The 18186-nt window shown below is 36.7% G+C and carries 16 protein-coding genes; 9 read left to right on the top strand and 7 right to left on the bottom strand.

All coding sequences use genetic code 11. The features are described 5' to 3' along the window. The first annotated feature begins 169 nt into the window (after nt 1-169). Both kwaA and kwaB read left to right on the top strand, forming a co-directional pair. Nucleotides 170-742 carry an anti-phage protein KwaA gene (gene kwaA, locus DPG01_RS14445; protein WP_110975569.1) on the top strand — a complete coding sequence of 191 codons (573 nt, stop codon included), beginning with the start codon at nt 170-172 and terminating at the stop codon, nt 740-742. Beyond that, the gene (gene kwaB / locus DPG01_RS14440) at nt 735-1679 is read left to right on the top strand and encodes an anti-phage protein KwaB (RefSeq protein ID WP_110975568.1); all 945 of its coding nucleotides are present in this window, start codon (nt 735-737) and stop codon (nt 1677-1679) included. Before kwaA ends, kwaB begins: the two co-directional genes overlap by 8 nt. 269 nt (nt 1680-1948) lie before the next feature. Here the strand turns inward: kwaB and DPG01_RS14435 are convergent, their stop codons facing one another. Beyond that, the gene (locus tag DPG01_RS14435; RefSeq protein ID WP_110975567.1) at nt 1949-2455 is read right to left on the bottom strand and encodes a hypothetical protein; all 507 of its coding nucleotides are present in this window, start codon (nt 2453-2455) and stop codon (nt 1949-1951) included. Nucleotides 2456-2707: 252 nt separating this feature from the next. Here DPG01_RS14435 and DPG01_RS14430 point away from each other — a divergent pair, with 252 nt between their 5' ends. The 3 genes from DPG01_RS14430 to DPG01_RS14420 all read left to right on the top strand — a co-directional run bounded on the left by DPG01_RS14430 (nt 2708) and on the right by DPG01_RS14420 (nt 4806). Continuing rightward, on the top strand, nt 2708-3028 hold the full coding sequence (locus DPG01_RS14430; RefSeq protein WP_110975566.1) for a helix-turn-helix domain-containing protein: 321 nt from the start codon (nt 2708-2710) through the stop codon (nt 3026-3028). Nucleotides 3029-3370: 342 nt separating this feature from the next. Beyond that, nucleotides 3371-3631, top strand: a complete 261-nt coding sequence (locus DPG01_RS14425) for a helix-turn-helix domain-containing protein (protein WP_110975565.1) — start codon at nt 3371-3373, stop codon at nt 3629-3631. Next, nucleotides 3628-4806, top strand: a complete 1179-nt coding sequence (locus DPG01_RS14420; protein WP_110975564.1) for a type II toxin-antitoxin system HipA family toxin — start codon at nt 3628-3630, stop codon at nt 4804-4806. Before DPG01_RS14425 ends, DPG01_RS14420 begins: the two co-directional genes overlap by 4 nt. 74 nt (nt 4807-4880) lie before the next feature. On the opposite strand, the gene DPG01_RS14415 is transcribed toward DPG01_RS14420, so the two are convergent. The 5 genes from DPG01_RS14415 to DPG01_RS14395 form a co-directional block, all read right to left on the bottom strand. Then, nucleotides 4881-5294 (bottom strand): hypothetical protein, encoded by a 414-nt coding sequence (locus DPG01_RS14415; RefSeq protein ID WP_110975563.1) that lies wholly within the window; start codon nt 5292-5294, stop codon nt 4881-4883. Between the two features lie 36 nt (nt 5295-5330). Beyond that, a complete protein-coding gene (locus tag DPG01_RS14410) occupies nt 5331-7388 on the bottom strand; it encodes a hypothetical protein (protein WP_110975562.1) in 2058 nt (685 codons plus the stop codon). Next, on the bottom strand, nt 7388-8788 hold the full coding sequence (locus DPG01_RS14405; RefSeq protein ID WP_110975561.1) for a site-specific integrase: 1401 nt from the start codon (nt 8786-8788) through the stop codon (nt 7388-7390). Before DPG01_RS14405 ends, DPG01_RS14410 begins: the two co-directional genes overlap by 1 nt. Next, nucleotides 8778-10028 (bottom strand): tyrosine-type recombinase/integrase, encoded by a 1251-nt coding sequence (locus tag DPG01_RS14400; RefSeq protein WP_110975560.1) that lies wholly within the window; start codon nt 10026-10028, stop codon nt 8778-8780. The genes DPG01_RS14405 and DPG01_RS14400 overlap by 11 nt, the downstream gene beginning before the upstream one ends. A 134-nt stretch (nt 10029-10162) precedes the next feature. Continuing rightward, nucleotides 10163-12994: a ribonucleoside-diphosphate reductase subunit alpha gene (locus DPG01_RS14395; RefSeq protein ID WP_086208157.1), complete on the bottom strand. Its 2832-nt coding sequence runs from the start codon at nt 12992-12994 to the stop codon at nt 10163-10165. Between the two features lie 596 nt (nt 12995-13590). Here DPG01_RS14395 and bfmR point away from each other — a divergent pair. Both bfmR and bfmS read left to right on the top strand, forming a co-directional pair. Then, nucleotides 13591-14307, top strand: coding sequence for a response regulator transcription factor BfmR (bfmR, locus tag DPG01_RS14390; protein WP_005007943.1), 717 nt, complete (start codon nt 13591-13593; stop codon nt 14305-14307). A 36-nt stretch (nt 14308-14343) separates the two neighbouring features. Next, nucleotides 14344-16008, top strand: a complete 1665-nt coding sequence (bfmS, locus tag DPG01_RS14385; RefSeq protein WP_086208156.1) for a sensor histidine kinase BfmS — start codon at nt 14344-14346, stop codon at nt 16006-16008. 55 nt (nt 16009-16063) lie between these two features. Here bfmS and DPG01_RS14380 read toward each other — a convergent pair whose 3' ends face one another. Next, entirely contained in the window at nt 16064-16420 is a 357-nt protein-coding gene (locus tag DPG01_RS14380) for a hypothetical protein (protein ID WP_086208155.1), read from the bottom strand. 511 nt (nt 16421-16931) lie between these two features. On the opposite strand from DPG01_RS14380, the gene ndhC reads away from it, so the two are divergent. Both ndhC and DPG01_RS14370 read left to right on the top strand, forming a co-directional pair. Then, complete coding sequence (gene ndhC / locus DPG01_RS14375) at nt 16932-17480, top strand: NADH-quinone oxidoreductase subunit A (protein ID WP_086208154.1); 549 nt, start codon at nt 16932-16934, stop codon at nt 17478-17480. Nucleotides 17481-17486: 6 nt separating this feature from the next. Next, on the top strand, nt 17487-18164 hold the full coding sequence (locus DPG01_RS14370) for a NuoB/complex I 20 kDa subunit family protein (protein ID WP_110975559.1): 678 nt from the start codon (nt 17487-17489) through the stop codon (nt 18162-18164). The last annotated feature ends 22 nt before the right edge of the window (nt 18165-18186 follow it).

Genomic DNA, 18186 nt, shown 5'->3' with positions numbered 1-18186 from the left:
GATGTTTGATTATTCAGACCTCTCAAAAGTAATATTTTTTAAAATACATTTGATGCTGTGATTTAGAACAATAAATATAATAATTTCATTGTTTTACACTATTGTGAATTAAGCTGATTATATGTTATTTTAGGTGTATTTAATAATTATGGCTTGTTTGGTGAAGAAAATGAATAAGCTAAAACTTTATTTAATTTCTTTAATTATTCTTTTTATTTTTATATTAATAATAACTATAGATATACCTTTTTGCTTTCATAAAGCTTGTAAATTTATTGGTTATAAAGTCTTATTTAAAACCAATTGGTTTCCAATAGTAATATTTATATTTTTATGTATTGGTGTTTTTTTCTGGTTTGAGTTTAGACATAGATTAAAAGGTTCAACCAATATACCTTTTAAAGTAATTAAAGTAGAAAATATTAGCTTTGAGCATCTTACTTTTTTAGCTACTTATATTGTTCCATTAATGGGATTTAATTTCTCTAGTGATAAATTTAAGCTGGTTTTCTCTATTCTACTGGTTGTAATAGGGGTTATGTACATAAAAACAAATATGTTTTATGCTAACCCTTCATTAGCTTTAATGGGATTTTCTATTTATCGTGTAGAAGCTGATTTTAGAAGTAATGATCGGAAGTCGGTCATCGTCTTGAGCCTTAATAAAATTAAAGAAGGTTCAAATGTTACATATATTAAACTTGATGATAATGTTTATTTTGGAAAAGTTTTAAATGAATAGGAATGAATTAGAAGTTGAAGTAAATGAGATTCTGTGTGATGTAGGTGCAGTAGCTTGTTTGTACGCAGTAATTTTAAAAGAAGATACCTACATAATTAAGAAAGTTGATATTGCTGCATCTTTACAGGATGATATCAAAAAATTATTTGAAACATCCCTAAGATCCTCTAATATTTTTAATGACGATGTAGTATTAAAGCAACTGAGCGATTGTGATGAAAGAAGAAATGTTATTTGTGAAGTAGATGTTGAGCTAGGTGCTCCATTTGATTTAATTTCTAGCTTGGATAAAACAGATGGGGACTTTGAAGTATTCAATCCTTCAAAAGAGATTGAACACTTAAAAGCATTTTTGATTGATATTGGAACTCAAGAAAAACAGTTGCTTATATATAAGCATATATATCCATTAGAGATCATGAAAAAATCAAGATTCGCTGTCGTTTTTAACTCAAATATAATGGAAAAATTTACGGACCAATTACTTACTATTAGTCCTTCTTTCCAAATGGTTAGAACTAATGAGAAGACATTCGTCTTAGATATTCCATTTATTGAGAAAAATGCTAAATTTCAGCAAGTTACTAAAGAGAAGGCGACTCAAGCTTGTGAGGTAATTTCAAAAGTTGAGTGGTTGGCAAATGCTGTAGCTTTCGAAGAGTTGGTAGATGATATGAGTTTTGCTCGTAAGTTAAGTCGAATTTCAGCTGACTCTCCAGTAATTAAAAAAAATATACCTAGCGAAAAGATTTTAACTTTCTGTAAGAACTTTCCTTCCGTAAAGGGAAAAATACGTTTTAATGATGATGATACAAAAATTTTATTAGATACAAAGGTTTCTAAAAATATTATCATCAAAATTTTCTTAGATGATATGTTGACATCAGAGTTAACGGAATCACATTATGAAAGTTTGGCAAAAGATAGTGTGGATTGATAGATTTTTTCAAAATGAAAAATTCACTATCATTGTATTATAGTATGATTCTTAGCAATGAATTTGGTTTTTATCCGCACTATTATTTGAACTTATAGATTATTAATAAACTGAATAAAATATGTGCAAGCTAAGGCAATTGTTAAAGATTTTGCTTTAGTTTGTCATACAATACAAATAGAGCCATTAGGCTCTATTTGTATTGGGGAAATTTCAATTGTCGCCAAGGATTCGATAGTGAATGAAGTTAATACATTGAGTATTACTTTCTATATGGATTCAAGTTGATGGCTCTCGATATCATTGAAAATATTCAATATAAAACTATTCTTATTTTCTAATTCACTCAACTCTTTGGAGATAACATCTTCATACTTATCGAAAAAACTTTGAAGATCTGGGTTTTTACTAATGATATTTTTAATGAAAACTTTCTCAGTTTTACGTCGTTCGAGTACATTTTCCAAATTCTTTTGTTCCTCAATTAATGCTTCTTTGACCTTTTTTACTTTCTCAACATTTCGATAGGATTTTAAATAAGAGGATTCGCTGTATCTAAAAATATTACGGTTATCCTCATCTCTCACTGTTAAAAGAAAATTGCATTTTACTAGTATATTTAATCCTCTATAAATACTTTGCTTTTCAGAGGGTTGAACAAATTGTCTATCATTAAAAATAGCCTTTATAAAGTCATTCGCTCGCCATTCGATGATTTCATGATTCAGTAAAATGTGAAAAAAATCACTGTAAAAAGGTAGAGTATATTTTGACATGGATAAGCACAATTAAAGCAAAAGAGAGTTGATGACCTTAGTGTTGAACTGTATATAGAATCATAACTTTAACAATTGGTAGAGGTTCAAAAATAGGCACCTGAGATCAACGCAGATCTGACAAGTTTGTTCAAAAGTTACCATCGGGCAATACAATGTAGACTTCTTGATTGCACAATACTAAGGAATCCTTAGTAATAACTCAAGTTGAAACTAAGAAAATCTTAGTTTTAAAGTGGGTTCTTATGTTTAATGCCATCACATAATTTAAATGTTTTTGCCTTACGACTTCGCATAGCACGCAAAGCAAGAAAACTTTCACAAGAGCGCTTGGGGATCTTGGCTGGAATTGATGAGTCTTCTGCTAGTGCACGTATGAATCAGTATGAACGTGGAAAACATGTTCCTGATTTCTTAATGGCTTCGAAGATTGCTCAAATTTTAGATTTACCAACAGCATATTTTTATGTAGAAAACGATTTATTAGCTGAAATAATACAAGTTAGTCATACTTTAAGTAATGAGCAGAAGTTAGAAGTTCTACGGTTTATTAAAGACCTACAAGATCGTTGAAATTGATGAAATTACCTCTTAAAAAACCTCTTGCTTATTTCTGATAATAGTAGGCGTTGTTAGTTTCAATATTTTTTATTTTTCCATTCTTTGCTCATAATAAAACTGATTTAACTATATGTTTGTGAATTACTTTAGCAGCTTATGCCAATCAATCTTATCCTGATTATGCATGCTTAATTGCATGGTTTTCGGGTGGATGAAATGGATAAATTTACAAAGATCTTTTGTCGTTTAATAGGGTCAATTCTGGTTTTACGCTAACTTATTAGCTAAATGGGTAACTTTACATATTTAATATGGAGTGTTAGTTATATAGCTAATATGTTGAGTTGAATTACTATGGCAAGTAGAAAAGAGATTGGGAAAAAAGTTCAAATAGAGCGAAGAGCCCTTGGCTATACACAGCAAAAACTATCCGAATTGATTCGAATCAACAAAACTACAATCTCTGAGATCGAGAATGGACGTTTTACGGGTTCTTTTGACATCTTTGAACGTGTACTTGATGCGGTTGGTTTGCAGTTTGATGTAACCCCAAAGCGACATTTGCTGCCTCATTGGGATGAGATTGAAGATATGTTTGCTGAGGAGGATGAATGAAAATTTCGAGTAATCTTCCTGCCAAAATCAGCAATATCAAGGTGTGTGCCAATCAAACTGAATTAGGTATCTTGACATATGGTTCAGTTCACCATTATCAGCCAACACAAGAAAAACAGCATGCGTCACTTACCATGACCCAGAAAGGTATGGATGGTTATTCTTCAGGCCCGCTCCATCCAATATTTGTGCAGAATCTTCCAGAAGGCTTTAATCGGCGGTTGATTACTGAGAAGCTAACCAGATATGCCAAGGTCAATGACATGTATTTATTGGCATTGCAAGGTGATCAAGGCATCGGAATGCTCTCTTATAAAAGTGAGCTAAATTTGCCCGAAGCCGAAGCTTTAAGCTTAAGTGAAATTTTATCCTACCGTAGCATTGAGCCCTTATTCCCACAACTCTTAGATAAATACTATCTCAGGACTTCATTGGCTGGGATGCAACCCAAGGTTAGCATTCCGAATTCGAATACTGTTCAATCGGACAGCACAGTTCAACAGAGGGATTTGATTGTAAAGTCCTTTGATTCTGATTTTCCATTACTCACAGTCAATGAGTTTGTCTGTATGCAGGCTGCACAGCATTGTGGACTAGAACCTCCACAAACCTATTTGTCTGAAAATTTAGAAACCTATGTGGTAGAACGGTTTGATAGGTCTGGTGATGGTACAAAACTTGGCTATGAAGACTTTACAACGCTCATGAAAAAGTCAAATGAGCCAAGTGCAAAATATGCGAGTAGCTATGAAACACTGCTGAAAGCAACTTATTTATATACGGGTAGCGCAGCTGAAGTCGAAAAAATGTATAAATACATCGTATTCAATTGCTTAATCGGCAATGGCGATGCGCATCTTAAAAATTTTGCTCTACAATATTCCCCAGATATGAAGAACATTTTTGTCTCACCACCATTTGATATTACGCATACCCTGATCTATGAATCAATTGATAATCAGATGGCACTCAAACTGGCTGGTAGCAAAACATTCCCAGAACTTACTCATCTCATCAAATTGGCTGAAAGTGATCAATTTAGAATCAGAAATCCCAAAGCTATCATAGAATCCTTCAGCGAAAATATATTGGACTATCTTCAAACATCTAATGAGGTTCAACTATTCAATGGATTACGGACATCTATAGAACATTCAATTTCAAACATTATATGAATTGGAGTGTTAAGATAATGTGGTTGTAAACTCGTAACGATTAAAAGAAAGTAACAATATTCTATTTTAATAGGTCAACGAAAGTTTTTAGTTGAATTTGTCGGAATCGGTTTATTTAATTCCTCCATTGTTATCCCTTTATTTGACGCATTGGTAGACCAAATCACAAACTTTTCAATGAGTAGACAATTTTCATTTTCTAATCTTTTAATTGTGGCTTCTAGTTTTTCAATTTTTTGTAAAGAAGTTTTTAAGCCATGGTTAATCGTAGTATGTTCGCGAGTATCAGAATTATTTTCCCATCGTCTTGTATCCCAACTATTTTTGAATTGCGTATGTCTTAATAGTGCAGCTTTTGTATATTTGTGCCCAATATCTACCTCAAGCATTGCTAAAAAGCGAGACCATGTTAGTTTGCCAGTCCAACCATCTAAAAGTTTGAGTGCGATATCTATTCTTTCTTTAGTCAGCCGTGGTGCAGTTGCCATATTTTGTCCTAGGTTAAATAGATGAAAAGGGCGGAGTTAACAATTTAATTCTCTTTCTGAAAATGCTAAACCAACTTTAGTTTGATGGTTTTCTGTTGGATCAGCTAAAGTGTAAATAGTGTAATTGGGGATGGACTCATCTTCTAAAAAAGCTTTAATTTTCTTCCAACGTTCAAGTTTAGGTTCATTGAGTTCAATCCATTTCCTTGCACCTGTATGACCATTCTTTTCTGCTTCTTTTGCATCTAAAAGTGCCTTCGAAAGTAACTGTACTTGATGTTTAGCTTCTTTAGTATGTTGTTCATTACCTTTCATCACTGAAAACTCACTACAATTTCCACAATCCTTATCTTTAGGACAAGGGGTGAGGGAGTAATCATGTCTACAGATACCGTATTGTGTAATATGGATAGAACCTAATTCAATTTTTAAGGCCTCTTCATAGCTGATTGGGCTCAGAAGGGAGATTTTTTTAACTTTTTCTTCGAGATAGCCTAATGGTGAAATTTTTTGTCCCTTATCCTCTAGATTCGTAAAAGCTTCAATATAAGCTTCTTGAGAGAGGTGGTTGTAAACATCATTTTGTTTAGCACTTTTTCTACCTGACCAAAACGCAATTAACTCTTGTGGTAGAGCTTTCAATTGAGCCATTGTATTGAGTAAGTGCCTGAATTGATGTGAGGTGATATACATATCCTGTTTGCCATCAGGAGAAATTATGAACTTTTGATTTCTTGTGAAGATGGTATTGCCGCCAGGGTTGCTTCCTAGTTGTTTGTTGATTTGGTCTAAGCTAATGGCTTCAGGGACATTTTGAAGAGAGTCTGCAATAGGGCTTAGAATATTTTTAGGTAATACAAATAATGAATCATGCCAAAATTGTTGAGTCGCTCCAATTAATATCGGAAAGGTTTTGGGTAGTTTTGAAATGATAAATTTTTCAAGCTCTTCAAAGCGAAACAGGCTAACCCAGTAAGCTTTTTTTTCAAAAGTTCGTTCGTGATCGTTAGTTTTTCCGATACTCTTTGAAAAGCCGTATCGAAACGCGTGACAAGATCTTATTGAATTTTCTTTTCCTAATATTTGTGCGACCTCCCAAAGTGTAATAGGTTGATTCCTTAGATGGTTAAGATTCGGTGGTAGAAATAAACTTTGAGGATTCTGACTGTACCATTTCGCTGCTTCTCGTGCAGAAGCTCCGAGATTTGTTAAATAGTCGATAGAACTAGAGGCTATTTCATCCCATTCAGGACTAATGCTAAATTTAGTTATTGGATCAGCTCCTTTCAATGGATGCCATTGTAGTCCCATAATTTCTTGTTCACCTAGGGAAACGAATGTCTTACAAGCTGTAGGCAATGTTAGGATTTCAGTTGCTCTACTAGGTGCAAACATAGCTATGGCAACGAAAGATGTAACGACTTTATCGGGGATGTGATTACTTGAATGGTGTATATCTGCGAGGGCTACAATTTCTTCTAAATTAGGAAGTTTAGATTTGCTTCCTTCAATATCTACTTTTTTTGTCCGGTCACTTCTTATCGGAGCGGTGTAAGTGATACGGGTAGACCATTGGTAAATTTCTGTATTTAGATGCTTTGCAATAATAAAATTATTAATAATATTCTCTAAATTCTTAGCAACATTCCAAGCATCTTTGAATCTTGATAGTAGGTATGCTTCAGCTAAGTCTAAAGTCTCCATATTAATCTCAGTAACGCATATCTCCCGGTTTTGCTTATGCAATGCATGTTCTAAAGCTTGGGATGCGTAAATAATTCGCTTATATTCTAGTAATTTTTTTGCCTGTATAATTTCACAAAATGTTGCTTTTACATAGTCTATGAGTGGTTTGGCAATAGGGGTTTTAATTATCGAATTATTTTCAGAGTCATCAAAACAAGATCTAAAATATACTCTTTTTAATTTATGATTTGTCCTCTTGTTTTTAAAAAAATCAGTAATGTCCCATATACAATCATCCCAGTGATTGTTTGGAAAAATAAAATTAGTTTGATACTTTAAAATATATGCATTCAAATTTTTCTTTATTTCTATTTTTTTAGATTCATTAATGTTTGAAACTGATTGCATTAGTTATTACTCCCCTTGGTAAGTGAAATAATTTCTTTTACTGCTTTAATAGCTTGGGCACTAATTTCTTTTATTCTCGTTTCCATCTCTTTATTTTGTTCTTCTAGTAATGAATCTAATAAGCTATCCCATGGAGCATCAATTAATGGTTCAAAATAACGGCAGGTTAAACAAGAAATTGGGGCATTTTGATAGCATTTGGCTTGAGTACCACAGGAACCGATGTTTTTTCCAGCTAAACGAAAGAAATCTGCTATGGCTGACTCTTTGAATTTTGCATCATCAAGAGATGAAATGAGCTTTCCTTTAAATGCTTGAGCAAAAAAATTCATTTCTTCAGCTAACGCTTCTTGTATCGGTTTTTGAAGTTCAGGCATTGAAGCTCGATAATACTGAATGCAACTTAAGGAGCGGTGAGTAAGTAATCGTGCCACCTCGTGATCCGAAGCTCCATGAGCTAATGCTCTTGTAGCAAGCGTGTATCTAAAACGATAAGCATTAACAGGAATTTTGCCCTCTAACCTTGAAGAGTAAGTCTCTAAGTTTTTAAAAATAGCTTGAATTTTATTGCCGATTTCTGAAGGATTTAAGCCAAATAGGGAGATGGCAGTGTTTTTATGAATGGATTGAGAAATATATTTAATAAGACAATCGGCGAGGATTGTTGGAGCTTTTCTTAAATAATAACCTTGATTAATTATTCCTTCACCTTTTGCTAATGGCATTTTGATCATTACATCGTTTTGAATGATATCTATATCGTTAAACTTTAATCTTGAAAGCTGGACAGGTCTTGCACCTGTTGCGATAAAAAACCAAGCAAGTGTGTAAGAAAAAATATTCAATTTTTTTTGACTGAAAGCTAAGTTTAAACTTTCGTGTAGGTTTTCCAGTTCTTGTGTTGTAAAGGCTCCTTTTTCGGGATCATTAACAATTAATTTGAAATAGGCTGGGTTTCCTTCTTCCCATCTATTATTTTTTTTAAAAAACTCTTTCAGATCTTCTGTTACCAAGTTTTTGTGGATTAGGCTTAATTTTCTTAAGAGTGGGATTAGAAAAGGCAGATAGCTAGGATTTACATTATTTAGACTGTCTAAACAACTAATATCGAGAGATTTTTTTTGGGATATATTTGAATTAAACCATTTTTTTACTGCCCTTGTGGTGGCAGCCACATAAGTTATTGACTTTGTTGTTAGCATATCAATAATTAAATTAGCTAGTGCTATATGTATAGGATTACTATCATCGAAAATGTTTAAGTTTAGTGTAAATTTCAAATTATCATGATTTGTAATTGTAGAGTTCTCAAAAAGTGGTAGAGTAACTTGCTGAGCATCTAGTGTGATGATCTGTCTAACCTTTGGTTTTGTACTTGATAAGCTAAAATTATTTTGCATTATTTTCACCTATATTTTGACCAATTGAGTTTGCGAGTAGTTCACCTAATTCGTCAGCTTTTTCTCTGATTGAACGTCTGCTATATAGGTTGCTCATTTCCGAAATTGAGCTCCAACCCATTAATCTATTTCTTATCTGTTTTTCTAGTTCTTTTTCTGGCCTTTGTTCTAGAGGGAGACTGTCAATAAGCATACTTAGATTGTCATTCCATGTTCTTCTCATTGTATGAGGAGTCACTTGTGTTGAAATATTCACTTGTTTTTGTATTGTCCTAAATATTAAATTGATAGCATCATTGGATAAATGCTTACCTGTTTCAGTCGTAAATAGATAGCCATGCGGCCTTCTTTTAAAAGGGACTTTATTTAAATGCCTAGTTATGAATTGATGGAAATATTCGCAAGCATTTGATGAGCACTTAACTGTACGTTCTTTTGTTTTGGAAACACGAATATGGATTTGATGTGTTCTGAAATCTATATCCTCAATTTTTAAGAATTTGAGTTCACTACGCCTCATGCCTGTACTTAAAAATATCTCATAAATCAATTGATTTCTATGCCGATGAAATTCACTTCTAAATGGATTATTGGGATTATCGGGTTTCAGCATTTCGATTATAGTATCTTGCTCTGATTGGCTGAGTCCTTCAAGTATGTCTTGATCACCCGTATTTCCAACTCTGGGTGCTAGTGAAAAAAAGTAGTTTAGACGTTGTTCAGCATCATCACGCCTTTCTTTGACAAAGCGGTGTTTTGACCTATGTATTAAAAATTTAAAATAATGAAAAATTGCTTTAATTCGGAAAGCGCCTTCTGCTGCAGAAGTTGAAGTGTTTTCTGTAGAGGCTTGAGAATTCATATAAATTATGTTTTCAATTTTTTTTGCTATTTGCTTTGAATTTAAAGTATGTGATTTTATTTTTTGTTCTAGTAACTCATCTTGCTTAGCTCTTTTTAATCTGAGAAAAAAAGCTAAATCTTGCAGTTGTTCGATAGTTAAAAAATCTGTAGTTAAAATTGTATTTTCTAAATCAATATTATTAAGCGCTGCCCAATAATGGGCCATGCCTATACAGTAAAGATTTTTTTCTGTGGAACTTACTTGACGACCTAATGTTCTAAACTTCGTCAAAGCATAAACGTTAGGATGAAATAGAGGCATTCCATTCTCATCAATAAGAACAACCATCGGTTGACCATCACTTGCAATGAAGTTCTTTATGCTACGTTTTATCATTATTGTATACGTTTTTTAATTATCACAATCCTTAAAAATATTAAATATAAAAATATACCCCTTGTAAAGAGCTTAAGATTAAGATTTACAAAGGGTATTATTGGAAATTATATACTATTTAAAGTATATCATCCCTACTGACAAGCCTCACAGTCTGGATTGTCAATTGAACATGCCATTGGCACTGGAGCTGCTTGACCGAAGCCTTCATCCTCAGCAACCACTTCTGGTTTAACTTCCTGAGCAACTGCTGCAACAGGCGCTGCCGTTACAGTTGCAGGTTTTACTGCATTCAATGCACCCGTGTTAATAGTTGATTTTTCAGCAGATGTTGCACCTAAAGCACGGAGGTAATACGTCGTTTTTAAACCGCGTAACCAAGCCATTTTATAGGTCAAGTCAAGTTTCTTACCGTTTGCACCAGAGATGTAAAGGTTCAGAGATTGTGCTTGGTCAATCCATTTTTGACGACGTGATGCAGCATCCACAATCCAGCGTGGCTCAACTTCAAACGCAGTCGCGAAGATCGCTTTAAGCTCTTCAGGAATACGCGAAATTTTCTGAACTGAACCCTCGAAGTGTTTCAGGTCATTGACCATCACAGAATCCCACAGACCACGGTCTTTCAACGCACGTACGAGGTACGGGTTGATCACAGTGAACTCACCTGACAGGTTAGATTTTACATATAAGTTTTGGAATGTTGGTTCAATCGACTGAGAAACACCACAAATGTTTGAGATGGTTGCAGTCGGTGCAATGGCCATCACGTTTGAGTTACGCATACCATCTTTTTGAACTTTGGCACGTAAAGTGTCCCAGTCCAAACGTTGAGTACGGTCAACTTCAAACATACGCTCAGGGCGTGATTTTGCAACAAGGTCAAGTGAGTCAATTGGTAGAATCCCTTGATCCCATAGTGAACCTTTAAATGTTTCGTAAGTGCCACGCTCAAGTGCGAGATCGCTTGATGTTTGGATCGCATAGTAGCTGATCACTTCCATCGACTCATCAGCAAAGTCTACTGCGGCATCAGAACCATAAGCCAGTTGCATTTCATATAGCGCATCTTGGAAGCCCATGATACCCATACCCACTGGGCGGTGTTTCAAGTTTGAGTTTTTCGCTTGAGGAACTGCATAGTAGTTAATGTCGATTACATTATCGAGCATACGAACCGCTGTTTTTACTGTACGTGCAAGCTTTTCACGGTCTAACACACCACCTTGAACGTGTTGTACAAGGTTGATCGAACCTAAGTTACATACCGCGATTTCATCTTTGCTTGTGTTTAATGTGATTTCTGTACACAAGTTAGAAGAGTGAACTACACCAACGTGTTGTTGTGGTGAACGTAAGTTACATACGTCTTTGAATGTGATCCACGGGTGACCAGTTTCAAACAACATCGACAGCATTTTGCGCCACAAATCTTTTGCACGGATTTTCTTGTGCAACATGTTTGTTTCTTTTGCAATTGCTTCATAGTGTGCATAACGCTCAGCGAATTCTGCACCTGTTAAGTCGTGTAGGTCTGGTGTTTCAGACGGCGTGAACAGTGTCCATTCTGCATCTTCAAAAACACGTTGCATAAATAAGTCAGGAACCCAGTTTGCTGTGTTCATGTCATGCGTACGGCGACGGTCATCACCGGTGTTTTTACGTAGCTCTAGGAACTCTTCGATGTCTAAGTGCCAAGTTTCAAGATATGCACAGACTGCACCTTTACGCTTACCACCTTGGTTTACCGCAACAGCAGTATCGTTCGCCACTTTAAGGAATGGAACGACACCTTGTGACTTACCGTTTGTACCTTTGATATATGAGTTCAAGGCACGAACTGGCGTCCAGTCATTACCTAGACCGCCTGCCCATTTAGATAGCATTGCGTTATCACGCATAGCGCCATAAATGTCATACAGGTCATCATCAATCGTAGTCAAGTAACAGCTAGACAACTGTGGACGTAGCGTACCTGAGTTAAACAGAGTAGGCGTAGATGCCATGTAATCGAAGCTAGAGAGTAAGTTATAGAATTCGATTGCACGTTCTTCACGATTTGCTTCGTTGAGTGAAAGACCCATCGAAACGCGCATGAAGAATAATTGTGGTAATTCGAAACGTACGCCATCTGAGTGGATGAAGTAACGATCAAATAAAGTCTGTAAACCTAAGTAAGTAAATTGGTTTGAACGTTCTGGTTGAATCGCTGCTGCCAATTTTGCAAGGTCAAAGTTAAGTAGCTCTGGTGAAAGGAGGTCTAATGCAATACCTTTCTTCAGGAAGGTTTCTAAAGCATCGCCTTCAGCTGTGTCTTCAGACAAGCCAAGGAACGTTAAACCTGTTGCAACCAATTCATCACGCAGTAAGCGAGCCGTGACATAGGTATAGTTTGGTTCTTGTTCGATACGTGTACGTGTAGCCATCATCATCGTCGTTGCGATGTCAGACGCTTTTACACCGTTGTAGAGGTTTTTAATGGTTTCGTCGATGATCGCTTGAACATTAATGCCTTCTAAACCTTCAGCCGCTTTGGTTACTGTTGCTTCAAGCTTACGCATGTCAAGCGGTTGAAGCTGACCATTGGCGTCAGTGATTTGTAGTGTTGGGTGATGGTTTTCACCTGCTTGTTTACGTGCGTCAGCACGTTGATCGCGGTAGATGACATACGCGCGAGCAACTTTCTGTTCACCTGTACGCATTAGCGCAAGTTCAACTTGGTCTTGGATTTCTTCGATGTGGATTGTACCGCCAGAAGGTAAGCGACGCGTAAATGTATTTAATACCATCTCGGTAAGTTGTGAAATACGATCGTGGATGCGGCTTGAGTCAGCACTTTGTTGACCCTCAACAGCTAAAAATGCTTTACCAATAGCAACAGAGATTTTTTCTGCGTCAAAGCTGGCAACATCTCCAGTGCGTTTAATCACCTGAATTTGACCAGGGGTTGAATTTGATACGCTCATGCTAGCATAGCTCCATTTTGTCATCTATTTTTATGTCTATGGACCATTTGAACTGGGCAATTTTTATGCCACAGTGTTTGAGGTTTAAACACAAGACCTAGTGGTTTAAAAATTAATTGAACACAAGATACGGGAAAATTCGGGGTAGATCAATATTGACATTTTATTAAAAATTTCGATTGCTCTTGTATTGAAATGGTCGCTAAAAAAATCCCTTTTTTATGATTCTTGTATTAAGCCTTATTAGACAAGGCGATAGCATAACAAAGCTCGGTTTAAGTACTTATAGATAACATTGTGGATAAGTGAAAAAGAGATGTGTGGGGGAGAAATAAACGGTTGAAAGCAGTGGTTTGGCGTGAAAAAACATCAATTTGTAAAGAAACGTTTCTTTGCTTTGGTTGGATATAGAGCAAACGCGAGAAAGTGCTTATTTTGTGCTTAAAAAAATGTATAACAAAATGCTACTTTGATGTATCAGTTTGGTGAACAAGATCTTGTTTACAATGTAAACGTGTGTATATTGCAAACTATATCAGAGCGTATCCCTTGGATTTTAAAGGATACGTTAAGTCGTCAAAATAAAGGGGCACTCCATGAGCCAAGAAGAAAAGTTACCAAAAATTTTAATCGTAGAAGACGATGAGCGTCTAGCTCGCTTAACTCAAGAATACCTGATTCGTAATGGTCTTGAGGTTGGGGTAGAGCCCGATGGTAACCGTGCCATTCGCCGTATTATTGCAGAACAACCCGATATGGTGGTGCTAGATGTCATGCTTCCAGGTGCTGATGGCTTAACGATTTGTCGTGAAGTTCGTCCACATTACCATCAACCGATTTTGATGTTGACTGCACGTACAGAAGATATGGATCAAGTGCTTGGTCTGGAAATGGGTGCAGATGACTATGTGGCAAAACCAGTTCAGCCACGCGTTTTACTTGCACGTATCCGTGCATTATTACGTCGTACCGACAAGGCGCCAGAAGATGAAGTTGCGCAGCGCATTGAATTTGATGATCTGGTGATCGACAACGGTGGTCGCTCAGTGACTTTAAATGGTGAATTGGTTGACTTCACCAGTGCTGAATATGATTTATTGTGGTTACTTGCTTCAAATGCTGGTCGTATCTTATCGCGTGAAGATATTTTTGAACGCTTACGTGGTATTGAATATGATGGTCAGGACCGTTCAATTGATGTACGTATTTCACGTATTCGTCCAAAAATTGGCGATGATCCTGAAAATCCAAAACGTATTAAAACGGTACGTAGCAAAGGCTATTTATTTGTTAAAGAGACCAATGGTATCTAAGTCATCTATTTGATTCGTTAAAGTGGGACATTTTTAGTGTTCAAACACAGTATATTCTTGCGTATCTATGCAGGGTTAGTCGTGCTGGTTGCTATCGTAGCTCTCATGGCGTATTTGCTTGTGCAAATTATTAATTATCAGCGAGTGCAAGAATATCGCGAATCATTAACAGATGGGATTTCCTTTATTATTAGTGAAGGTGTATCTCGTCAAACCAACGCGCAGCAAAAAGCAGACTGGATTTCAGATGCGTCTGATCTGCTTGAACTGCCCATTAATATGATTCCTGCAAGTAAAGTTAATTTAACTCGAGCAGAGACTAAACGGATTAGTGAGCGTAAAGCCGCTGTACGTTATGATGCGCAAACGCAAGTTGCGTATCTGATTCTTGGTCTAAAAGATGACCCAAATCATTTACTCTATATTAAGGTAGATAAAATTGGGGAGTTGCAAATGAAAGCACTCCCGATTTTTATTCTTGATTATTTGGTCTATTACCCAGGTCAAGAGGAAGAGTATTTAGCGAAAATACAAAAGTATTTCTCTTATCCTGTACATATTGAAGAAGTGCAAAATCTTGCGCTTGAGTCTGAGCAAATTGGTCGATTGCGTTTAGATCATAGTGTGATCTTATATCGCGATAGCGCTTCCGTGCGCGGTACAACCATTTCTATTGTTTCTCCTCCTTTGCCAAGTTCACCGAATAAAGTGTTGGTGCTTGGGCCTGTACCTATTTTCAACTGGATGCCATTTCAGCTTGCAGCAGGGATTACCTTATTAAGCTTGTTTGTGCTCAGTTTAGGGGTATATGGTTTGCTAGTGCCTATGCAACGTAAGTTGCGAGAGGTTAATTATGGTTTGAACCGTATGAAAGCAGGGGATATGACTTTACGTTTGCCTGTCGATGGTAAAGACGAAATGGCGAGTCTGGCGAATAGTTATAACAGCATGTCCGATCACATTCAGCGTTTGATTGAAGCACAGCGTGAACTCATGCGCGCCGTATCCCATGAGCTTCGTACGCCTGTTGCGCGCATCCGTTTTGGGATGGAAATGTTGGCGGAAGAAGACGATTATGAATATCGCCTGCAGCAAGTTGATATGATTGATAAAGATATTGAGGCCTTAAATACTTTAATTGATGAAATTATGACTTATGCCAAATTAGAGCAAGGTACGCCATCACTCGATATTGAAAATATTGTCTTGTTTGAAGTGTTGGATCAGGTGGTGGTAGAGACTGAAGCCTTAAAGACTCAAAAGGAAATCAACTTAAATGCACCACCTTTAACGTTACAGGTTGAAGCTGAACGTCGTTACTTACATCGTGTAGTGCAAAACTTAGTCGGCAATGCCGTACGTTATGGTGACCATCAGGTGTTGGTGAGTGGTGGCATTAATGAAAATGGGATGGCTTATGTCTGTGTAGAAGACGATGGGCCAGGTATTCCCGAAGATGAGCGTGAGCGTGTTTTTGAGGCATTTGCTCGTTTAGATGATAGTCGGACTCGTGCATCTGGTGGTTATGGTTTGGGGCTTTCAATTGTGAGTCGTATTGCTTACTGGTTTGGTGGGCGTGTAATGGTTGATCAAAGTCCAAGTTTAGGGGGCGCGCGTTTTACCATGACATGGCCAGCACATCGTTTTAGTAAGTCTAAAAAGAAATATAATGTCAAAGAAAACACAGACACCAAAAACTAATTTTTATGTGGTATGAAAAAGCACCGAAGTTCGGTGCTTTTTTTTCATTATTTTTTTATTCTTGAATAGTGGCATCAGGAGAAATAATTTGCTTGCCTTGCTTTAGGCTTTCAAGCGCACTGGCATTAAAGTCAATCAGCAGAGAATTGTTTTGTATATCTATGCCATAGCGGCTAATGAGCTTTTGGTCACCATTGATCGTTTCAATTTTGTATTCATCTACAATATTCATAATGCCATCGAGATTGGTGGTGGCTGAAGCTTTGTCTTGACGAAAAAGTTCATAAATGTCGCGTAAATCAAAAATAGCATTATTGGCATCGGGGTGTTTACGGACATAGTTTTCAACATGGCGAATAAGCAGCTGGGCAAATAAAAAATAATTAGGTTTATGTGTGAATTCTAGGCTCATTCGGTGCTCCTTATTCTTTGTTGTTGGTTATTTATATCAATAGCATAAGAAAAAGCTGAGTGCATCTATTGATTGATTTGATTTGCAAATAAACACAAAAATTATGAGTGACTTAATTTGCTTTTATCTATGTTTGATGAATACAAAAAGCGGTTGGTTCGGTTGCTTTTTCTCGTTTTGGTAGATGGTCTGCCATGTGTAGAGAGATGGTGTAAATGATTTAAGGGGCTTCCACAGGTTTGTGAATTCCAACTGTAAGATGAAAATTTGGAAAAATAATAGAATAGTACTGTTTTATTTAAGAAAACGATCAGTTTTAAAATAAAAGGGCTTGCATAGAAAAAATCTCAAAAAACGACGAGAAATCATCCTAAAGACGAATATCTATAAGCTAGCAACTTACGTCATCAATCGGGTACAATTGGCGGGATTAATTTTGTGTTTGGTGTATTTGAAGGCCAATACATACATTCTTTGTTAATAAATTAGGCCTGCCAGGAGTTATCCCCGCATGAGTGCCATTACTCCATACGAATGGGCAATTATTGCCTTCGTGATCGGCGTTACATTTCTTTGCGTCTTTATGCTGACCGTTCCATTACTCCTTGGGGGTAAGTCATGGGGCCGTGCCAAGCAAGAGCAATTTGAATCAGGTGTGGTTGGTGCTGGTGGTGCACGTATCCGCCTATCAGCAAAGTTCTATTTGGTTGCTATCTTCTTCGTCGTATTCGACTTAGAGGCGCTTTACCTTTACGCATGGGCGAACTCTGTTCGTGAAGTGGGTTGGGTTGGGTTTACAACAGCAGCAGTATTTATTTTAGTTTTACTCGTTGGTTTGGTTTATGAGTTGTCTACTGGTGCACTTAATTGGTCACCTTCAGACAAGCGTAAAGCAGCAGGGATTAAACCTAAAGTTGGTTCTCCAAATATGAACATTGCAGAAATCACTCGCTTTAATTCAATTGAAGAGTTGGTTATGGATCCTACGGGTCAAATCCCAGCTCAATCATCTGGTCGTGTGAAAGATAAATCACCGGCTAAATCGTCTGACAAGGAGTAACTCGGGATGAAATATACATTAACCCGTGCGAATCCGGATGCTGATCAATATCCACTTCAAGAGCGTCAAATCGTAACGGATCCGCTTGAAGAAGAAGTGAGTAAAAATGTGTTCATGACTCGTTTAGAGGACGTGGCACATACAGCAGTGAACTGGGGACGTAAGAACTCAGTTTGGCCGTTTAACTTTGGTACATCTTGCTGCTACGTAGAGTATGCAACGACTTTGACAGGCGTGCATGACTTGTCGCGTTTCGGTGCCGAAGTAATCCGTGCTTCACCTCGTCAAGCGGATTTGATGATTGTTGCAGGTACATGTTTCGTCAAAATGGCTCCAGTTATTCAACGTTTATATGAACAAATGTTGGAACCGAAGTGGGTTATTTCAATGGGCGCATGTGCAAACTCTGGCGGTATGTACGATATTTATTCAGTTGTACAAGGTGTGGATAAAATCATCCCAGTTGATGTTTATATTCCAGGTTGCCCACCACGTCCAGAAGCATTAATCCAAGCATTAATGTTGTTACAAGACCAAATTCAACTAGAGCGCCGTCCACTTTCTGCCGTGATTGGTGATGATCTTAAGCCAGTATATAAGCCAAAGATGATGCCAGAACGTGACCGTAAGAATGCTGAACGTATTGCAGTGAAAAACTTACGCTCTATGGATGAAATTAAATAATTTAAACGATAAATTTTGATGC

The organism is Acinetobacter sp. WCHAc060042, assembly GCF_003231195.1.
In the GTDB taxonomy this organism is placed as follows: Bacteria; Pseudomonadota; Gammaproteobacteria; order Pseudomonadales; family Moraxellaceae; genus Acinetobacter.
This window is presented reverse-complemented; position numbering and strand designations above follow the sequence as displayed.